Source organism: Neorhizobium galegae (assembly GCF_021391675.1).
GTDB lineage: Bacteria > Pseudomonadota > Alphaproteobacteria > Rhizobiales > Rhizobiaceae > Neorhizobium > Neorhizobium galegae_B.
The window spans coordinates 87,981-107,507 of sequence record NZ_CP090096.1; the positions used below are offsets into that span (position 1 = coordinate 87,981).

16 protein-coding genes are annotated in these 19,527 nt (G+C 60.2%); 5 read left to right on the plus strand and 11 right to left on the minus strand.

Features of this window, described 5'->3' with window-relative positions; translation table 11 throughout:
- The first annotated feature begins 19 nt into the window (after positions 1-19).
- Genes LZK81_RS23265 through LZK81_RS23280 form a run of 4 tightly spaced genes read left to right on the plus strand, consistent with a single transcriptional unit; the run spans position 20 to position 3,513 of the window.
- Positions 20-1,048, plus strand: a complete 1,029-nt coding sequence (locus LZK81_RS23265; RefSeq protein ID WP_233957444.1) for an ABC transporter permease — start codon at positions 20-22, stop codon at positions 1,046-1,048.
- Entirely contained in the window at positions 1,045-1,947 is a 903-nt protein-coding gene (locus LZK81_RS23270) for an ABC transporter permease (protein WP_233957445.1), read from the plus strand. The genes LZK81_RS23265 and LZK81_RS23270 overlap by 4 nt, the downstream gene beginning before the upstream one ends.
- On the plus strand, positions 1,934-2,779 hold the full coding sequence (locus LZK81_RS23275; protein WP_233957446.1) for an ABC transporter ATP-binding protein: 846 nt from the start codon (positions 1,934-1,936) through the stop codon (positions 2,777-2,779). Before LZK81_RS23270 ends, LZK81_RS23275 begins: the two co-directional genes overlap by 14 nt.
- Positions 2,776-3,513: an ABC transporter ATP-binding protein gene (locus LZK81_RS23280; protein WP_046605861.1), complete on the plus strand. Its 738-nt coding sequence runs from the start codon at positions 2,776-2,778 to the stop codon at positions 3,511-3,513. Before LZK81_RS23275 ends, LZK81_RS23280 begins: the two co-directional genes overlap by 4 nt.
- Positions 3,514-3,719: 206 nt before the next feature.
- Here LZK81_RS23280 and LZK81_RS23285 read toward each other — a convergent pair.
- The 11 genes from LZK81_RS23285 to LZK81_RS23335 form a co-directional block, all read right to left on the minus strand.
- Positions 3,720-4,671 (minus strand): IS630 family transposase gene (locus tag LZK81_RS23285; protein WP_233954196.1). Its coding sequence is split into 2 segments (ribosomal slippage): positions 3,720-4,334 and positions 4,336-4,671, totalling 951 coding nucleotides; the frame shifts between segments, so codons are not numbered across the junction.
- Complete coding sequence (locus tag LZK81_RS23290) at positions 4,640-5,002, minus strand: hypothetical protein (RefSeq protein WP_233957447.1); 363 nt, start codon at positions 5,000-5,002, stop codon at positions 4,640-4,642. The genes LZK81_RS23285 and LZK81_RS23290 overlap by 32 nt, the downstream gene beginning before the upstream one ends.
- 93 nt (positions 5,003-5,095) lie before the next feature.
- The gene (locus tag LZK81_RS23295; RefSeq protein WP_233957448.1) at positions 5,096-5,332 is read right to left on the minus strand and encodes a hypothetical protein; all 237 of its coding nucleotides are present in this window, start codon (positions 5,330-5,332) and stop codon (positions 5,096-5,098) included.
- 880 nt (positions 5,333-6,212) lie between these two features.
- The gene (locus tag LZK81_RS23300) at positions 6,213-7,124 is read right to left on the minus strand and encodes a class I SAM-dependent methyltransferase (protein ID WP_233957449.1); all 912 of its coding nucleotides are present in this window, start codon (positions 7,122-7,124) and stop codon (positions 6,213-6,215) included.
- Entirely contained in the window at positions 7,121-7,837 is a 717-nt protein-coding gene (locus tag LZK81_RS23305; protein ID WP_233957450.1) for a ThiF family adenylyltransferase, read from the minus strand. Before LZK81_RS23305 ends, LZK81_RS23300 begins: the two co-directional genes overlap by 4 nt.
- Before the next feature lie 64 nt (positions 7,838-7,901).
- The gene (locus LZK81_RS23310; RefSeq protein ID WP_233957451.1) at positions 7,902-9,350 is read right to left on the minus strand and encodes an aKG-HExxH-type peptide beta-hydroxylase; all 1,449 of its coding nucleotides are present in this window, start codon (positions 9,348-9,350) and stop codon (positions 7,902-7,904) included.
- A gap of 267 nt (positions 9,351-9,617) precedes the next feature.
- Entirely contained in the window at positions 9,618-11,315 is a 1,698-nt protein-coding gene (locus tag LZK81_RS23315) for a S8 family serine peptidase (protein WP_233957452.1), read from the minus strand.
- A 33-nt stretch (positions 11,316-11,348) separates the two neighbouring features.
- Complete coding sequence (locus tag LZK81_RS23320) at positions 11,349-12,371, minus strand: phosphatase PAP2 family protein (RefSeq protein WP_233957453.1); 1,023 nt, start codon at positions 12,369-12,371, stop codon at positions 11,349-11,351.
- Between the two features lie 39 nt (positions 12,372-12,410).
- On the minus strand, positions 12,411-14,363 hold the full coding sequence (locus LZK81_RS23325; RefSeq protein WP_418936517.1) for an SARP family transcriptional regulator: 1,953 nt from the start codon (positions 14,361-14,363) through the stop codon (positions 12,411-12,413).
- A 409-nt stretch (positions 14,364-14,772) separates the two neighbouring features.
- A complete protein-coding gene (locus LZK81_RS23330; RefSeq protein WP_233957455.1) occupies positions 14,773-16,494 on the minus strand; it encodes a M28 family peptidase in 1,722 nt (573 codons plus the stop codon).
- 178 nt (positions 16,495-16,672) lie between these two features.
- On the minus strand, positions 16,673-17,473 hold the full coding sequence (locus LZK81_RS23335) for an IclR family transcriptional regulator (protein ID WP_046600652.1): 801 nt from the start codon (positions 17,471-17,473) through the stop codon (positions 16,673-16,675).
- 283 nt (positions 17,474-17,756) lie between these two features.
- Between LZK81_RS23335 and LZK81_RS23340 the strand changes: the two genes are divergently transcribed.
- The gene (locus LZK81_RS23340; RefSeq protein ID WP_233957456.1) at positions 17,757-19,409 is read left to right on the plus strand and encodes an ABC transporter substrate-binding protein; all 1,653 of its coding nucleotides are present in this window, start codon (positions 17,757-17,759) and stop codon (positions 19,407-19,409) included.
- Positions 19,410-19,527 lie beyond the last annotated feature (118 nt).

The following is a 19,527-nucleotide window of genomic DNA, read 5'->3' on the forward strand; positions in this document are numbered from 1 at the left end:
TCAGGTCAGGCAGCCGATCATGAAGGAACTTTCGTTAGGCGAACTGGGACGACGACTTCTCCATCTGATCGTCAGCCTGTTCATCCTGTTGTGCGTCACCTTCGTGATCGGCCGCGTCATGCCGACCGATCCGGTCGGGGCCATTGTCGGCGAACTCGCCGATCCGAAAGCCTACGAGGCCATGCGCGTCAGGCTTGGCCTCGATTTGCCCCTCTACCAGCAATTCTTCGTCTATGTCTGGGGACTGCTGCACGGCGACATGGGCACGGCCATCCTGACCGGCAACGCGGTCACCAAGGACCTGTCCCAGGCATTCCCCGCAACGCTGGAACTTGCGACGCTCGCGGTGTTGATTTCCACTCTGATCGGCGTTCCTCTCGGCCTGGCGGCCGGTCTTTTCAGGGATAGCGCGATCGACAAGTTCGCCCGAGTCTTCGCGCTGGTCGGACATTCGATCCCGGTCTTCTGGTTCGGTATCGTGGGGTTGGTCATCTTCTATGCAGGCCTCAATCTGGTCGGCGGGCCGGGCCGCGTCGATGTCTTCTACGAAGGCCTGATCGAGCCGACCACGGGACTGATGCTCGTCGACACCCTGCTCGAAGGCGAGACCGAGATATTCTGGAACGCCCTGTCGCACATCATCCTGCCGGCCTGCATCCTTGCCTATATGGCCATGGCCTATATCACGCGCATGACCCGTGCGTTCACGCTGGAGCAGCTCAATCAGGACTATGTCATCGCCGCACGCGCCAAGGGCGTCGGTCCGGTCCGCACCGTCATCAGCCACGTCCTGCCCAATATCGCCGTTCAGCTGATCACCGTGCTCGCGATCTCCTACGGCAACCTCCTGGAAGGCGCCGTGGTGACGGAGATCGTATTTTCATGGCCGGGCATCGGTCAGTACATGACCAATGCCCTGATGATCGGCGACATGAACGCAATTCTCGCGGCGACCATCATTGTTGGTTTCATCTTCATGCTGCTGAACTTCGTTGCAGACATTGCCTACGCGCTTCTTGATCCGCGTACCCGGGAGGCCGCACGATGAGCAATATCGTCCAGGACGAGGCCATCATTCGGCCGCCAGCAATCGGTACCAGGATATGGAACTCGACCTCCCGTATTCTGCACAAGCTCGCCGACGAACCGCTTGGCATGATGGGGTTCATCATCCTCGCTATCCTGGTTGTGGTCGCGATCTTTGCGCCGCTGATCGCGCCTTACGATCCCGCGGCCCAGACATTGAGCGACGCGCTTCAGCCTCCGAGCTTCGCGCATCTCGCCGGCACGGACGAATTCGGGCGCGATATCTTCAGCCGCCTCGTCCACGGCACGCGCATCACGATCCAGACGGTCCTCTCCGTCTCGGTGATTGTCGGTCCGATCGGCCTGGTGATCGGGGTTGTCGCAGGCTTTTTCGGCGGACGCACCGATGCCATCCTGATGCGAGCCACCGATATAGTCCTGTCGTTTCCGTCCTTGATCCTGGCGCTTGCTTTCGCCGCTGCTCTCGGGGCAGGTTTGGGAACCGCGATCGTTGCCATTTCGCTGACGGCCTGGCCACCGATCGCCCGGCTCGCACGCGCGGAAGCGCTCGTCGTGCGCAATGCGGATTACGTGGCGGCGGCCCGCCTTTATGGCGCCTCACCCTTGCGCATCCTGTTTCTCTATATCGCTCCGATGTGTATTCCGTCTGTGATCGTGCGGCTGACGCTCAACATGGCAGGCATCATCCTGACGGCAGCTTCCCTCGGCTTCCTCGGTCTCGGCGCGCAGCCGCCGCTGCCGGAATGGGGCGCGATGATTTCCAGCGGGCGAAAATTCATGCTCGATTATTGGTGGGTCGCGGTGATGCCCGGCGTCGCCATTCTGTTGACCAGCCTTGCCTTCAACATCGCCGGAGACACGCTTCGCGATCTATTGGACCCGCGCCATGCCAGATCTTGATGAAACGCCTGTCCTCTCCGTTCGCAACCTGAACGTCCGCTTCGGCCGAAACTCCATTCCGGCGGTTTCCAATGTCAGCTTTGACGTGGGGCGGGAGCGCATCGGCATCGTCGGCGAATCCGGGTCGGGCAAATCGACCACCGGCCGCGCCATCATGCGGCTCTTGCCGCAGCGCGCCGGCGTGACCGCCGAGCGGATGGATTTCCTCGGCAGCCCGTTGCTGGAAAAGACCGAACGGCAGATGGGAGGTCTTCGCGGTAAAGACATCGCCCTGATCATGCAGGATCCGCGTTATTCGCTGAACCCTGTTCTGACCATCGGAAAGCAGGTTGCCGAGGCTGCAAAGCTGCATCTTGGCGTCGGCGGCAAGGATGCCGTCGCGCGCGCCCGCGACATGCTGGCGAGAGTGCGCATCAACGACCCCGATCGCGTCTTGTCTCTTTACCCCCACCAGATATCCGGCGGCATGGGCCAGCGCGTGATGATTGCGATGATGCTTCTGGCACGCCCCAAGCTCGTGATCGCCGATGAACCGACCTCTGCGCTCGACGTCAGCGTACGCAAGGACGTTCTGATGCTGCTTGATGAACTGGTGCGGGAGAACAATTCCGGCCTGATCCTTATCAGCCACGACATCCGCATGGTCGCGGCTTTTTGCGAGCGCATTCTGGTCATGTATAGCGGCCGCGTCGTCGAAACGCTGAGCAGGCTCGAAGATGCGGCGCATCCCTATACCCGAGGCCTGATAGCCGCGATGCCGGATCCCAAACATCCCGTCAGGCGTTTGAAAGTCCTCGATCGCAAGTCCATCGAAGTGGAGACCAATCCATGATCAAGGTCGAAAACCTCGATGTCGTCTATGGCTCCAAGGATAAAAGCAATCATGTCGTACGCGGTGTCAGCTTCGCCGTGAGCCGCGGCGAAACGCTCGGCATCGTCGGTGAATCCGGTTGCGGCAAATCGACGGTACTGCGCTCGCTTGCCGGTCTCGAGGGCGCATGGACAGGATCGATATCGTTTGACGGCAAGCCGGTCGGCAAGGTGCGGACACGCGACGAGTTGAAGCTTGCCCAGATGGTGTTCCAGGACCCCTACGGCTCACTGCATCCGCGCCACCGCATCGGAACCGCCCTCGCCGAGCCGATCAGGTCGATGGGCGCTGGCGACGGTTGGACAAGGGTCGCGGAGGCACTGCAACAGGTCGGCTTGCCGGCGCATTTCGCCAGCCGTTTCCCGCATGAACTTTCCGGCGGCCAGCGTCAGCGAGTAGCGATCGCACGCGCACTGATCCTGTCGCCGCCGATCCTGCTTCTCGACGAGCCGACCTCGGCGCTCGATGTCTCGATCCAGGCGGAGGTACTCAATCTCCTGGCAGACCAGCGGGAGGAGCGCAATCTGACGTTCATCCTTGTCAGTCACGATCTGTCCGTCATCTCCCACATGTGTGATCGGGTCCTCGTCATGCAGAATGGCGTATTTGTCGACGAACTCACCAGGCAGGATCTGCAGGCGGGCGTGACCCACGCGAGCTATTCCCGCGAGCTCTTCGACGCTAGCTTCTTGTAGCCCACCCACTCCGAACCGGCGGTCTCTCGGACGGGAAGATCGCTCGGCTGGCGACTGGCACCGGCGCGACAGGTTCAGGGTGTGGGTGGCGAAGCCGTGCGGGAAAAACCATACAAGCCACCAGCGACAGAAAAAGCGCCGGGAAATCCCGGCGCTCTATATTCGAACCTTCGGTATTAGCGGGCGCGTATTAAAGCGTGTCGCGTTTAATCTGCCTCGTATCCTGCGGCTTTGAAGTAGTTTCTGCATTCTGTGACGGAGAAGAGATTGCAGATTTCGCCGAGGGCTTGCGTGATGGCATCGAAGCTGCGGGCAGCCCGCTTTCGCAGCAGCGTCTTGAGTTTTGAGAAGGCCATCTCTATGGGATTGAGGTCGGGACTATAGGGCGGCAGAAACAGCAGCCAGGCTCCCTTTGCCCTGACCAGTTCTTCGGCCCGTTCGCTCTTATGAAAGGCGACATTGTCGAGAATGACGACGTCTCCAGGCGACAGGTTCGGCGCGAGTTGGGTCTCTATCCACGCCTCGAAGATGCGGGCGTTCATCGGCCTGTCAACGATCCAGGGGGCAACCATGCCATGGGATCGCAGCCCGGCGATGAAGGTTTGGGATTTCCACGAACCGAAGGGTGAATGCGTTCGATAGCGCTGCCCTCGCGCAGACCATCCCGACCGCTTCGTCAGCTTTGTGTTCGTCGATGTCTCGTCGATAAAAACCAGCCGGGCCAATCCTTTGTTGAAGAAAGGCTTGCGCCGTGCGGTCCACAGTTCACGCGCCCGCGCGATCTCCGGGCGCAACTGCTCGGCGGCCTGCAGGCTTTTTTTTATGGCTCAACCCAAGCCGATGCAGAAGCCGTCCGACACTGGAGCGATGGACGATGACGCCACGTCCGCAAAGTTCCACGCAAAGCTCGTCCAGCGTCAGTTCGCCATTCTGTGCCAGCCGCTCTCCAACCCACGCGTGCTGTGCCGAAAGCTTACCGCCGCCAAGGTGCCCCTGCCGGCGCGGCGAAAGCGAACCTGTCTCGCGCTTCAGGATCACCAGATCGTTCACGAAACGCGGCGACACCCGAAAATGCCGGGCGGCCTCCCGATGCCCATGGCCTTCTTCCACTAACGCTACGACACGCTCACGCAACGCAATCGGATGTGACTTGCCCATGGCGATCTCCCTTCACATCAAAGGGAATCACGGATGGACTGATTTGAGAACCATGAATCGCAAAAACAGCGACACGCTTTAGGCCGTCGTAATAGTCACCGCTGTCGATCGTCGGAGACGCCGGAATATCGACACGCCGGTCGCGCTTCGGCTGCGGATAGCCGTAACGGGTGACCGAGGGAATGCCCAGTGAATCCGCCGTGACCGCCAGATGGTCGCGGTCGGGAGAGGCGCCCTCATAATATTCGCCTTCCTGGGCAAAGGCACTGCCGCCTGCAAAGGTGGATACCATCAGGGTGGCGAGGATCGTGGAGATGACAGAGTTTTTCATAGTCGTTGTTCCTTGTTTAGCCTGATCGACTTCTGGTGCGACCCAGCCGATCGATGTCTTGAATGAACTGTTTGAATGCTTTGCTTCTGGGCTCTATTGCCGTTCGTCGCCGGCAAGCCGGTTGTCGCGACGGGTCGGGGCCCGGACCTGCGCCACATCACGCGTGGCATCGGCCTTTGCCTCGGTTTTGGCGGCATCCGCCGGGACGGCGAACGAAACCTCGTTTCCCGAAGTCAACCGCTGGCCGTCATAGGCCAGGACGTGTCCGGCAAACGAAGCCATACACGCCGCGGCGACGAGGAAGGCAATCTTCTCTATAGGCACAGTCATTTTTCACTCCATTGTTTGGCGAAACCCGCTTCTGCGGACGTCGTGTTTGGTTTTAAGTCTGCGAGACAGCAGTCGCTGTCATCGATTTTCCGAATGACTGGAGGATCTCCTCTCGGCCCGTTGAACGGTGTTGCCGAAGCTCCCGTGAGCTCTTCATCCTTCGGAAACGAAAGTAGGCATGAGGATCTGCCTCACCGGCTCGAAGCGTTTGTGAGCGTTCCCCTGCCGATCGGTTGAGTGCTGCCGGGGACGGCCAATGCCAGCCAGCCGGACTGTGTTTCTCCACCGTCTTTCGTGATGAGACTTTCTCTCGAACCCGTCATCGCCCCGCCAGCGCGGCGTTAAACTTCCGTAAAAAATTACGGTGGTGAGAAAACAATGGAGAGGGCTCATCAACTAGAATCTCGCGTACCAGCGAGCGAAACAAGGATATCATGATAGGATATCGTAACAGTCGCGAATATTACGAAGAGTGTTTCGCCATTATACGCCACCATTCTCGGCGGAGAACATAATATTAACTCATATTATTTTCAGTAATACTCGAAAACAACGCGCCAGCCTCTCGTGATGCCCTAAAGGCCTCCCGATGTGCATCTCGTGCAGAATGTGAGGGGCTTGATATTGTGATTATGTCAGGCGGTGCCTGAGAGGCGGATGCTATGGGAAACGAGTCGCTACAACTGAAATGGAATGCGCACCGGACCTTCGATCGGAGGCTCTACCGACGTGACTAACTGTGCAACCGTTGCCAAAGATCGAAATTTTATCGCAACATTCCGGTCGTAAAAGCTTGGCTTTCACGACGGACGTTGTCTGAGCGCCCCTGCTGTTTTCAGGAATGCGTGGGAGATAATTTGGGTCGATGTCGATCCCGGCTTTATGAATATGCGCTTCGCAGGCCAACCGCCGTTGCGGCCTCCCTCCAAAAGCTGCATCCGACCACGGTCGGGCGGCGAACGGAAGCATGGCGATTGGACGTGACCGCTTCGAACGCCATCGGGACTTCCGCGCGTTTGTGGTGCGTCACGCCTTCGGCGACGATCTGTTCGCCGGCGCGCGCTACCAGCAGATAAGGGTGTCGGTGATGCGCCAGCTTGCTGATCAGCCGGCGGCGTTTCGCCATCGCTTCCGCCAGTTCCTGCATCTTTGGAACGGTGTGCAGGATATCGCGCGCCAGCCGGGCTGCAGCGCTGTCTTCGAAATGGAACCGAGGCAGCCGCTTGATCTTCCCGACGCTCAATCCCGCGTCTTCGTGAACGGATACGATATCGTCCAGTCCGTCAGGCAGCCACCCCAGGCCGAACGTTTCTTTCTCCTCCTGGCGAAGAGAAGGAGGCGCATCGGCGTCGTAGACATAGTGGCAATCCATCAGGAGACCGCCGGGCCTCAGGCATCTCGCCACCATTCGGTAGAGATCCAGCGGCCGCTCGAAAAAGGCAGCACTTCCTCCGCAGATGATGACATCTGCCTCCGATATGATGTCCGGGAGCGCGGCAATGTCGACGCAGGAAAATATCGCCGTCGACTCCTCCCGCCGTGCGACCTCTCGCGCGACCTCGATTATCGCCGGATTTTCGTCCACACCGATCACTTCGGCTTGCGGAAAAGCCCGTGCAACCCTGCGGCTGATCCAGCCTGTATTGCAGCCAAAGTCGACGATCTTGCGCGAACCGCTGGGAAAGGCGGCAAGGATCGCCTCCATCATTGTTTCCCCGCCAGGCGGTACGTTCTTCTGTTTCAAAGCTGCGACGATCGAGAAATAGTAGTCCTGGGAAGAGAGGGGCTTCATGGCTGACACACCTTGCAATCGAGGTTCTTGGAAACAGGATGGAGTGAGGCATGGCCCGTGGCCGGATTGAAGAGCCAGCGATGGCCGCGCAATGAACTGCGGTGGGTAAGGCGTTCGATGGCGATCTGCGAAACCGCAAAACAAGCGATCAGGGCGTTGTCGGCCGGCGACGGCGGCGCTGCGACCCCCGTGTCGACCGATGCCGGCGATGTCGAGCAGCAGAAAGGGCAGGCATCATCCGGCTGCGCCACCAGTGGCCCGGCGACACAAAACGGTCCAACCTGGCCGACATGCAGGTAAGGCGGAGGCTCCGGCGCCGTCGCGCGATATTCCGCCAGGAATTGGCGGGCCAGGGAGACATCGTCCTCTGCAAGTATCAGGAAAGGTTTACGTGTCCGGGCCAGAGTGAGCCGGGCAGCTTCCGCCCCATCGGCGAACTGGGTCATGATTGCAACCGCGGCGGAAAAGCGGGAGGCGAGATAAGTTGCCAACCGGTCGCTCTTTAATCGACCGGTATCTTCCGCCGTCCCACAGGTCATCCGTTTTTGGCTGCTCTCTTCGATGCGGTCGCCGTCCACGAGGAAGAAATTGCGAGCCCCGAGCGCTGCGAGCTGGGAGGCAATCTGGGAGCCGAGGCCTCCGCATCCGACAATTATGAAATCCGTCTCGTGAATGACATCAAAGAGATCTGCATGATATTCGAAGGCTCTCATGATCGTTTACCTTGCTTGAACCGGTCGGGAACTGCTGAGAATTCACAGGAACCGCGCCCACCCATCACGCATGCTCCATCACCGTCGAACTTGACGTTCCCGCCAGCGCGACATCTTGGATTGAAAACTCATCGGGAGGCTGCCTGGCGGCTTTGCGGATCATATGGAGCCGGCCATCGTACCAGAGGCTCAGGCCATCGCCGTTGCTCTGCAGCATCGGGCGGCCCATTCTCGGGTCGATGGGCTGCTCCCCCCGCAGCAGCACCTGCCCGAGATCCCAGGCCTGACGATCCACGACACACAGGCGCTGGGCATAGTAGGCCTTGCGCCGAGCCGGCGGCTCGCACTCCAGAAGCCGGTCGATGAGCGCCAAGATTGCGGCGCCCCAGGAAGGAATGACGGCGATGTCCCGGAGATCGAGAAGAACATCGCCGCCCAGACGCTCGATCCCCTCGCGGGCGATATCGATGAGCGGAATTAGGCGGGCAGCATACGCAATGACAAAAGCTGCTTCCCGCGCACGGTGCTCAGGCGGTGCTCTGAAAGGCAAGCATGCGATGCGGACAGCGCACTCCCAGGGAATGGCGTAGGCCGTATGCACGATGCTTTCGAGCGTCTGTAAACTGTGTGTGTATGGCGATACGTATCGCAGTTCGGCGGGCAGCGATAACGGCGCAGCCGCCGTATACAGCCGCAGCAGGACATGCCCCGCTTCGCGCAGAAGCTCAGCGGCGGTCGCCGGATAGTCTTCGGCGTCCAGCTTTTCCTGCGACAGGACCACGACGGCACTCCCCGGCAGGTCGCCGGAGCTGGAGAACGAGCTTATCGCACCGCGCCGGGTGCCGATATAAAGTGTGTGAAGGCCTGCAGTCAGCCGTTGATAGCCACCGGGATCGACGCTCGAAATCAATTCGATTGCCTTGGTGAGATGATCGTCGATCCGGTCCAGGTCGTGGTCGCTCATCTGGGCATGCTCGAAGCCGGGATCGGACGGCCGGCAATGAGCGATGCGCTTGCGCATGGTGCGGCTCGCTTCCAGACTGTCGATCAGGACGAGACCGATACCACAGGCAAGCCGGCGGGCAGGACGGCGTTCGAGCGCAAGGTCCTCAGCCACAAGATGAGGCTGCAGGCTGTGGTCCACAACTTCAGAACTGGCGCCGTCGACGTAGCTTTCCAGCCCCCGCTGAAGCTCATCCATCCAAGCCGCCAGCGCGGGAGACCGGTAAGGGTCGCTTCGCACGGGCAGGAAGGCTGCGGTGGGCAGGAACGCGTCGGCATCATGATATCCGCCATCAGCAAGGCCCGGGAAATAACGGGCCAGCGCCTCGACCCTTTCTCCGCAACCCGGCAGCTCGGAAGCGGCGGCAAGAATTCGGGCATAACGGGGTCGCTGTTTCAGCATATTGCCCGTTGCAGCCGCATTCACGAAACCGGACCTTGAAAAGAGCGGATTGCGCCGGAGCAAAGCTCTCGCCTGATCCGCCAACGGCTCGATCTGATAAGCAGACATCTTAGCTCTCCTCACCCGGACGCTTCGAACCTCGTCATGAGGCGCGCCACTTCAGGGAAGATTAGCTGCCGCCAGAACCGGCCGTACCAACGGCCTCCGGCTTGAAACCACGATCTCGTCTAGTCTTCCGTTGAGAGGAGCTTCTTGTGGACCCGTCATCGGCACGCCAGCACCGCGTTAAACTTCCGTGAAAAGGAAGCTTCGCCGACAAAAAAAGCCCCCTTTTCTAGGGGGCTTCAATCCTGGTGATCCTCGCCGAGAATCGGCTCACGGAGACAATACGGCGGCGATAGCTGCCGGGACATCGGGCAGGCCGAACCCGAAGAAATAGCTCATATCGAGAGCATCTTCGCCATCCGCATTCATGCAGTCGGCGGTCAGTGCGCGTATTCCCGGCGCTACCATCGCATCCAGCCGGGCCGTGGACTGCAGGATCGACTTGACCGAAGGGCCGGAGAGCCGTGCATCGCCACCGTTCTGGCTCTTATGTGCCCGCTGGATCAGGGCGCATATGCCCCCCACCTGTGCGGAGGCTCCCGACGTGCCGCCGAACGTGGTGTAGTAACCTCCACCAATGCCGGGATTGGCTGCGGACGGCACCATGGACGACCATGGATCCGCACCCCGGTCGTAACCGAATGCGCCGGGAAGGTCTGTCGTCAGCAGTGAGAAGTGAGAATACCTATATTCCCGCAGCCCGAATGCCTCATGGTCATGTTGCGCGGCGAAAGGGGACAGGCGGTCGACGCGCAACTGATGACGATTGAAGACTTCGCCGTCATCGGATGGCGAGACGACCGTAAGCCCCTCTCCGTAGTTGCTGTATCCCGAGCGGTAACCCTCGACCGTGACCGCGCCGACGGCGATTATCCCGTTGTCATCGGCGGCCAGATTGGCCGGATAGATCAACTGACTTTCGCCGCTGTTTCCCGCGGCGCAAACGATTGGAATATGATGGCTGATGGCGACGATGAGCTGCTTGAGGATATGCCACGCCCTATCGGGGTTTGATCCCTTTTGCGGGGTTTTCGGCTCCAGCTCGGCGCCGCCCTGCTCGGCCAGAGATATACGGGCGAACAGATCGGCAGCGATTTGATTTTTCCAGCGTTCGAGATCGGCCTTCAATTCGTTCTTCGGAATAACCCGACTGCGCTTCGGGTCCGGCAAGCCGCGTGGCAGGACGATGACATCGACACGCTGATGATAGGCGTAGAGGAACGCGGCGATGAACTGCAGGACATCGTCCTCGAAAGACGTCCTGATCGAGATCACCCGGGAGAAGGGATCCACGCCGAAATAGGGAAGAACGTTGCGATTGGCGCTCGGGCATGGCGTGCCGCCGGCACCGTAGAATACGCCCTCGGGGAGTGCCGAGGGACCTCCATCCTGCGTCGTCACGGCCGGCTCGCCGGCGATCAGGCCGGCACAGCAGGTGCCATGGGAAGCAAAAAGCGACTCCGGGTGGAACAACCGTCGGACGACGCCCTGCGAAGCCGCATATTCCGCGACAATGTCGTCGAGATATTCCCGATCATCGTTGGATAGGCCGAGGTTTCCCAACGGCGCGATATCAAGCCCCGCGAAGAACGCCTGTTTTTCTTCACGGTCGAAGGATGTGGTCGCATCGAGGATTTCGGCGACGCGCGAACCGTAGCGATGGCTCGTAAGGTCGATCGAGGCTTCACGGTCAAGCCGGGTCGCCAAATTCGGATGATCGGGCGCTATCCCGACATCGATCAGCGCCACGCGGGCGGGATGGATAGAACCGGCAGCCTCAATGGTATCCCAGACACTTCCCCCGATCTCCGGGTCAGGGACCGGACGCGCCGCAGTCTCGTTCTCGGACGGCGGTACGATCGGCGGCGAACCGTAGTCGGCATCGATGACGCCCAACGCCGTCAGATGCCAGAGATAGTAGTAGTTCATCGGTGCGGCCTGCGGCGCTTCCATGTCGGCGGACGTCATGATCTTCGTTCTCCCCAAAGAATAAAATCGGCCTCAAACCCATTCGTCGTGGACCGCCTGGAAAAGCGGCCCGAACGCATCATGGAGGTATGGAGCGAAACGCCGCGCCAGGTCCCGGCCGGCTTGCGTATCGCTCGGATAATGCAGTCCGGCCCATTCGCGATTTTCAGCGACGTTCAGCGCGATACGGGCGAGTTCATCCGTTGCCGGATGTTCAGGCAGGATCGTCGAGAAAGCGAATACGATCGAAAAGCACTGGAAGGCATGGTTGCTGGGATAGGATTCGTGCACCGGCACGGGCAGAAGCGGTCGCAACAGGGATTCGAACTGGTTCGGCCGAAGTCTGTTGAACTGGCTCTTGTAAAGAAGCCCGACATATTCGCAGGCGGTCAAGATCGCCTGAAACAAGCCCTCGGTCTGTTCGTACCCGCCAATGTCCTCGATATACAAGGCGCGGGTAAATTCCGACACGGAAATGGTCGCCTCGGCCTGGATGTCGGGCAATCGCCTTGCCCGCTCTCGATCGCGCCGCTGCATGGAAAGCAGCACCGCCGCTTCCAGTCGGGTATAGTCCGGACCGGGTGGCGGCTGGATGTCGAGCATTTCCCAAGTAAAACGCCGCGCGGCCGTGAACGCGTTGCGCGACGGCTGCTGGTGCAATCGGCGCAATTCGAACGCCGGAATGAGTTGCGATACGCCGAGACTCGCGCCGTCCATCGTCGACTTGTTTTTGTTCTTGTTCTTATTTTTGTTTTTATTCTTGTTCTTGTTCAGCGTGGCCTTGTTGAGCACCGACTTGTTTGCGACGCTCTTGTTGAGGACCGAGGCCGCCGCCATTGTCGCCATCATCAACGGAGGCTCGTCTATGGGTAGGGCCTCCTCGGACAGAGGGGCAAGCGCAGGCGGAACGGAGGGAGACGGCTCCATCTCCTCCGGAATGGCCTCGACGGGCCTCGGTTCGCAAGGGAGAACCGTATCAGGCTCAACCCTAAATCTATAAGAATTCAAAAAATGCACAATCTTTGATTGCGTCTCCAAATTTGCTTCCCCTACCATGCCCCAGCCTCCCCAAATGAGATCATCGTGAATGTTGCCTTAGCGAATTCTGGCGCCAGCCTTGATCAGGCCGTCGAGCAACAGCTTTCCACCGCCGGTGTTGAGCAATGGATAGCCCGTGCCGCGAAACGAGGTTATGGAAAACCCGTTTTCGACCTTATCAAGCCGTTCCACATATTGGTGTGCAGCCTCCAAATTGCCCGTGTGAGCGTGGCTGGAAGCGAGATAGCGCAACAGGCTATTGAAGTTCGGCCGGGAATGCAGGGCATCCTCGCCTGCGGCTATTGCCGCCACGTGGTCTCCCGCCAACCCGGCGCTGATGCATTTCGTCGTGTCGAAATAATATTTATGAGGGCTGTAGACGCCGAGCTCCTGCACCCACCGCGCCATCGCGCTGGCCTTCTCCGGCTGCCCCGCATAGCAATGCAGCATGGCATAGAGGTCCCAACCCAGCGGCAAGGCCGGGTTCAAACGGATCGACTTCTCGAACAGACCGGCTGCGTAATCGTACTCCCGGAATAGGAAAGAGTGGACATGTCCGACCAGCGCCAGGGAGACGGAATTATTCGGATCGAGTTCAAGAGCCTTTCGCGCATAGGCCTGGGCCTCTTCGATCACATGCGCATCCAGCGCGCTGAAGCGCTGGCCGACCTGGAATGTGCGGATGAAGGACAGCCAGGCGAAGGCAGACGCTCGCGGCTGATATTGAATCTGCTCCTGCAGCCGCTTTTCCGCCTTTTCGAGATCGCCTCTCGAAAGCCGGAAGATCGCGTTGACCGCATCGACGAAGAGACCATCGCGGGTCAGGCGACCGTCGCCGGCGCTCAACTCATGAAACAGCGACAACTGGTCGACTGCCTGGCTGATTAGAGCCGCGGCGACCCCGTATTCGGACCGCTCCATCTGGGTGCGTCCGATCATACGGCTGCCAAGCCATATGATCCGGTTGTCGAGCAGATGCTTGATCGCCAGCTCCACCAGCACCTGACTGCCATCGAAGGTCAGCCGCAGTTGAAGGCACAGTGGAAGACCCATCTTTCGATCCGGTTGCCCAAGATGCGGGTCGAAGGAGAGATCGGTAATGCCGAGCCCCAATCCGTCGAAGATCGCCTTGGCGAGCAGGTTCTGAAACTGCAATGCCGCGATCTGCCCCCCATCTCCGGCGCCGATGACGATCGGCGGCTGGAGAGCGATGGTCCACTGAATATTGTCCGGCGACGGCGGCTTGTCCGGATCAGTGCCCACAGCTGCCGAGGGAATATTGGTCGGGCGCTGGTCAGGCAAGCCTGTCAAAGGCAAGAGCGCTGATAGCGTGCTGACGTCGCGGCGAGGTTGCTGCCGAGGTTCGAACACATCGTCGACGCGCCCTTCTTCGATGCGTCGGTACCAGTTCTGTCTCTCGACCGTCAGCCAGTCTTCGAATTCAGGATCGCGGATATCCATGCCTTCGAGCAGTTCGTCGGTGATCTGGTCGACCAGGCGCTCGCTGCGCAGCATCTCATCGGTGTCGAGCGCGATGCGGTCCATGTCCAGCCACACGGTGTTCTTGTCGGCGATGATGAGATCGCGGGACGAACCCAGGGCTTTGTGAATATCCAGCAAGGCCTGCCTTAGGCTGGCGGCCGCCTGGTCCTCGGACCGGTCGCTCCACAATTTGTCTCTCAGCCAAACCCGCGAGCGGGATCCCCGCGCAGAGAGAGCAAGCATCGCAAGAATTGCCTGGGCCTTCTGGGACCGGGGTGTGGCAGATTTCCCTTTGCTGTCGACGAGACTGAACGGGCCAAGCAGGTACATCCGGAACACTGCATGTTTTGCATCCATGCGATCCATTGGCCCAACTCGTATTGTGCCCCTCTCGATCATCTCATCGAACCTGGGCTGCCCGTCCAGCAGACAGTCTGACACAAAAGCGGCCCTTGACAAGAGTGCGACAGGCGCACTTGCGATTCGGCAGCGCATGTCAGCGTTGTGGCCATTGACGAATTGAAGCATGAAAACATCCTTGGAAACCGCAAACCTGCCCTAGCGTGCCGCTGTCAAAGCAGCGTCAAAACAGCGTTAAAGTCGAGGCTCAACGAGTTGCGCCGAAGCGGTGTCTCGCATTTCTCGCTCGCGAATCACTGCGTTGACCCGAGACGGCGGGCTTTGCGAATAATCTGGACACTATTTACGGCGGCCCCGTCGTTATGGCCAAAAGGGCATCGCTGTCCTGAACACGTTGCGCTTCCTCAGAAATCACCTGCAGATCTCGCTGGCAGGTGATGTCAGGCTAAATCCGCCAAGGGTATTTTGGGCACGGCCATGAGGAGAGAATGACAGATACCAGGTCGTCGACGTGAAGCCGTGAGCAAAAAAGCCCGCGCCAGTCTCCCGGCGCGAGCTTTTGTCCAGGTTTTGACGATCAGGCAGCGCGAACCAGCTGTTCGGCCTGGCGCAGCGCCGAGATTACGCGATTCTGGCCGCGCACGAGCTGGGTCTTGGCGAAACCGAGCTTTTCAGGGCCGAGCTTGTCGAGATCGGCTGCCGTCGAGATGGCGGGCAGTTCCGGGATCGGCAAAGCCGGGTCGTGGCGGAAGCGCTGCTCGCGGGTGTAGTTGAGCGGCACCAGGATGCGGGCGAGCCTCTGGATCACGTGGTTGGCGCTCTTCGCTTCGATCTTGCCGCTGTCGATCCCGGCGTAGAACGCGGCGAGTGCTTCGGCCAAGGATTCGACGGCCTTGCGGCTCGGCGAAAGGTCGAAGCGGTTGCCGGCCTTCTTCTGGTAGGTGTCGACCGTGTGGAGGAATTCCTTTGCCGTCGCGCGCCAGTCGAAGGGCAGGATTTTTGCGTTGGCATTGCGCAGTACGGCGAGCAGATAGACCTTGATATCGCGCAGCATGATGTCCTTGTCGGCGATCTCCAGCGTGTCGTTTTCGGTGTGCCAGGCGATGTTGGCGCCGCAGCCGCCGACCGTGTAATAGCCCTTCTCCTCGCGGTCCCGCTCGGTCATGGTCGAGGACAGCATCAGGTAGCTCGACAGGCCGATATTGTTGAAGGAATAGTCGCCGGCGCGGTGCGGGCGTTCGGCTTCGGCTTTCTTGCCGGCCACTTCCTCGATGACGTCGGAGAGGAAGGCTTCCGTCTCGGTCATCATGCAGAGATTGATGAATTCGGTCGCCCAGCGGCAGCCGGGGCTGTCGCAATTGACCGAGGCGACGCAGTTTTCGTCAAGGTCGAGCGCAAAATTGTCGGAGAACCAGGTGGAGCCGGCATAACGGCCGGTCGAGTGGCCGGGCCACCAGCAGATGCGGATCGAGCGCTTCAGTTTGTCGCGGTTGGCCCACAGCACGCGGGCGATTTCGAGCAGCGTCGCGTCGCCGGTCGCATTGTCGCCGACGCCGACATCCCAGCTGTCCAGATGGCCGTGCAGGAAGACGTATTTGTCGGGTTCCTCGGTGCCCTTGATGAAGACTTCCGGCAGCTTCGATTTGAACCAGCCTTCTTCCATGTCCGCAAAGATGGTGACCTCCGTGCCGGTCTTGGCAAGCTCGATCAGCGCATCGCCGCTCTCGCGGTTGACGGCTACGGCCGGGATCGACGGCTTGCGCGGCAGGTCGTCGAGGTCGGGCGTGCCCCAGACGGTGGTGCAGGTTCCCCAGTGGATGTCGACGCCGGGATTGATGGCGATGACGCCGACCGCGCCGAGTTCCGTGAACTGCGAAACGAGACCCGGATTGGCGAAACCTTCCGAGAGAACCACCTTGCCGCGGACCCTGGCGGCGAGTTCGCCGGTGCCGTCGACGGTTTTCTCGAACATGGTCGAGATCGCTTTCGGCTGGAGGCTGGCGATATAAACGATCTCGCCCTTCACGCCCTTCGATGCATCCAGCGAATAGGACGGCGGCTTGGCGCGGAACGTTTGCCCGCCAGCTTCGACGCGTGCGAGGCCGGGTAAGCTGAGGAAAAGGTCGGCTTCGTGCATCTTGACCTCGACGCCGTGCTTGGCGAGCCGCGCCGCGACCTCGTCCATGGCGCGGTTCACATCGGTCGGATGCTCGCGCTTGTAGGTCGCAAAGCTCTCTACCAGAGCCCAGGGTTCATCCAGGTTCACCGCTCCCAGAACGGCGGATTCGATCTCGTTCATATCCGATACTCCCCAACTTGTTTTATTTAGTGAAACGATGTTTCACAAAACTTGAAAACGCTAACAGAGGTTGGGGGGCCCCGCAAGCAGCTTCGAGGGGCTAGAAATCGCACTGACGAAAACGGGCGCCAAAGCGCCCGTCGATTTCCGGATAGGTAGAGATGGGCTCAGTCCGGCCTCAAGCCCTTGATTTCACGAGGCCGTTTTCGCCGGGGCCGTGGATCGAAAGGCGCTCGGAAATTTCCGCAGCGGCGTCGAGGGCGGCCTTCAAATGGCTTTCGCGCCGCTCCTCGTCGAAACGGGCGACCGCGCCGGCAACCGAGATCGAGGCGATGATGGTGCCGTCGGCGCCGGTGATCGGGGCGGCGACGGAAAAGGCGCCCTCGTCGAGATCGTTAAGGACGATATTGTAGCCGTTGGCGCGGATGCGTTCGAGGGCCTGGCGCAGTTTCGCCCGGTCGGTGATCGTGTAGGGCGTGAAGGCTTCGAGCGGCTGGGAGAGCGCCGCATCGATGACCGAAGGATCCGCATAAGCCAGCAGCAGCAGTGATCCGCCGCCCGCATGCAGCGGGCCGTTGCGTCCGGCCTGGGCGAAAAGCCGGATCGAATGGCGGCCGGCGCGGGTCGCCAGAACGTAGGTCTTCAGGCCTTCACGCACGACAAGGTTGACGTTCTCGGATGTCTGGTCGCGGAGCGCATCCATGACCGGCCGGGCGGCGTAAAGCAGGGCGCCGTCCTTGCCGAGGCGCTCGCCAAGCACGCCGATGCGGTAGCCGAGTGCGAATTCGGCGCGTTCCGGATCACGCGATACGAAGCCGCGTTCCTCCAGCGTGTGCAGCAGGCGGAAGACCAGCGATTTGGTCATCCCCAGCGATTTGGCAAGCGACGTGACGCCCTGGTCCGGGCGGTCGGCAAGCGCTTCCAGAAGGGCAAGCGCCCGGTCCACCGCCGCGATCTTGTAGTCTTTTGGTTCGGTCATCGGATGGTCTCCTCCGGCATCTGATTTGGATTGCTTGAAGCTTCTTGCAATCTTCTTGGAATGTGTTTTACTCGCTCTCAATGCGAAACGATGTTTCACACAATAAAACATTGAGGGCCGGGTTGCAAACCCTTCGAAGGCGCTCGTGCAGAATTCTGTGGAATGAGTATCGGTTTTGAATGCGCGGGAAACGTGTTTGAAGGCCGATTTCGGATTTGCGATGCGGAGGGAGAAAACCCTTTGCCAACAAGAGAATAGTCAAGCTATTCAGAGGAGAACGACGATGAAGTCCGTTTTGAGAAGTGCATTCGCAGCTCTTGTGGTGACGGCCATCGCTCTGCCCGCATGGGCCGGCGATCCGATCCGCAAGATCACCGTCCTGTCCCGTCCGCAGGCCGGCCAGCAGGCGGAATTCCAGTCCGTCCAGCTGATCGCCCAGGAATGGCGCAAGCTCGGCCTCGATGTCGAAGTCCGGGCGATCCCCTGGGAACAGATGTCCGACGAAGTCTGGTACAAGCGCGACCAGTGGGACTCGACCGCCTGGCAGATGGTCGGCCGGCCTGAGCGCTCCGATCCGGACGAGCTCATCTTCAACCTCTTCCATTCCTCGACCGCCAAGGATGGCTACAATTTCGCGGGCTACCTGAACAAGGATTACGACGCGACCGCTGAAGCCCAGCGCGGCGAGATCGATCCGGCCAAGCGCAAGGCGCTGGTCTTCAAGGCTCAGGAGATCCTGTCGAAAGATCAACCCTACATGATGCTGGTGCATCCGAAGTCGACCTTCGCTTTCGACAAGACAGTCTGGAAGCCGGAATCGGTCGTCAATCAGAGCGGCATCGGCATCCGCAACACCTGGACCTTCCTCGGCATCGAGCCGGCTGGGCCCAAGAAGGACGTGATCATCAATTCGTCCGACAATATCAAGGCAATCAACCCGCTTTATATCTCGGGCAGCGTCGACAGCTGGATCACCGAACTCGTCTGGGACCGCCTGCTGCGCGTCGGCCCGGATGGCCTGCCGAAGGCATGGGCCGCCGAAAGCTTCACCTGGAAGGACGGCACCACGGTCGACGTGAAACTGAAGTCCGGCATGAAGTGGCATGACGGCAAGCCGGTCACCCCGGAAGACGTCAAGTTCTCGTTCGAAGCGGCAGTCGGCGGCGAAGCCCCGATGTACAAGCCTTTCGCGACGAATATCGATGCGATCACCATCAATGGCGACGTCATCACCTTCAAGCTGAAGAAGCCGGCCGCTTCCTTCGTGACGTCAAGCCTTGCCAAGGTCAACCTGATCCCGAAGCATATCTGGGAGCCGATCCTCAAGGATCTGGCCACCAAGCCGGAGACTGCGGAAAGCTATCAGGAGCAGATGCCGATCGGCTCCGGCCCGTTCAAGTTCACCAGCTGGGCCAAGAACGAGTCCGTCACGCTTGCCGCCAACAAGGACCACTTCGCCGCGCCGAAGGTCGATCGCTGGATCCTGCGTATCGTGCCGAACGCGGAAGCTGCCCTCGGCATGCTGCGCTCGGGTGAAATCAACTTCATGGGCGAGTTCACCGGCGATCCGCAGGTGCTCATCGACGCCGCCAAAAAGGATGGCGACCTGGAAGTCGTTTCCACCGTCGACATGGGCTTCCGCTACATCGCCTTCAACGAACGCCGTCCGCCCTTCAACGACCCGGCCTTCCGTCGTGCGCTTTCCGAAGCAGTCGACCGCCAGCTGATCGTCAAGGCCGCCTATCGCGGTTTCGCGGTCGCCTCGAACTCCATCGTCTCTCCGGCGCTCGAGTACTGGCATGACAAGTCGGTGGTCGACAGCTTCAAGGCCGGACAGGCCGTTGCGGCCAAGACCCTGAAGGATGCCGGCTATACGCTGGACGGTGGCAAGCTTCGCTATCCGGGCGACACCAAGGAAACCGTCGCCGCCAAGTAATCCTCACGGAGGCGGCGATCTCTCCCGGCGCCGCCTCCCATTTTTGCCTGACGCTTGACATCGGCAGCCTCGCCTTTCCTCCCAAAGGAGGCGCCGAGCCAAGAGAAGGAATTTTTTC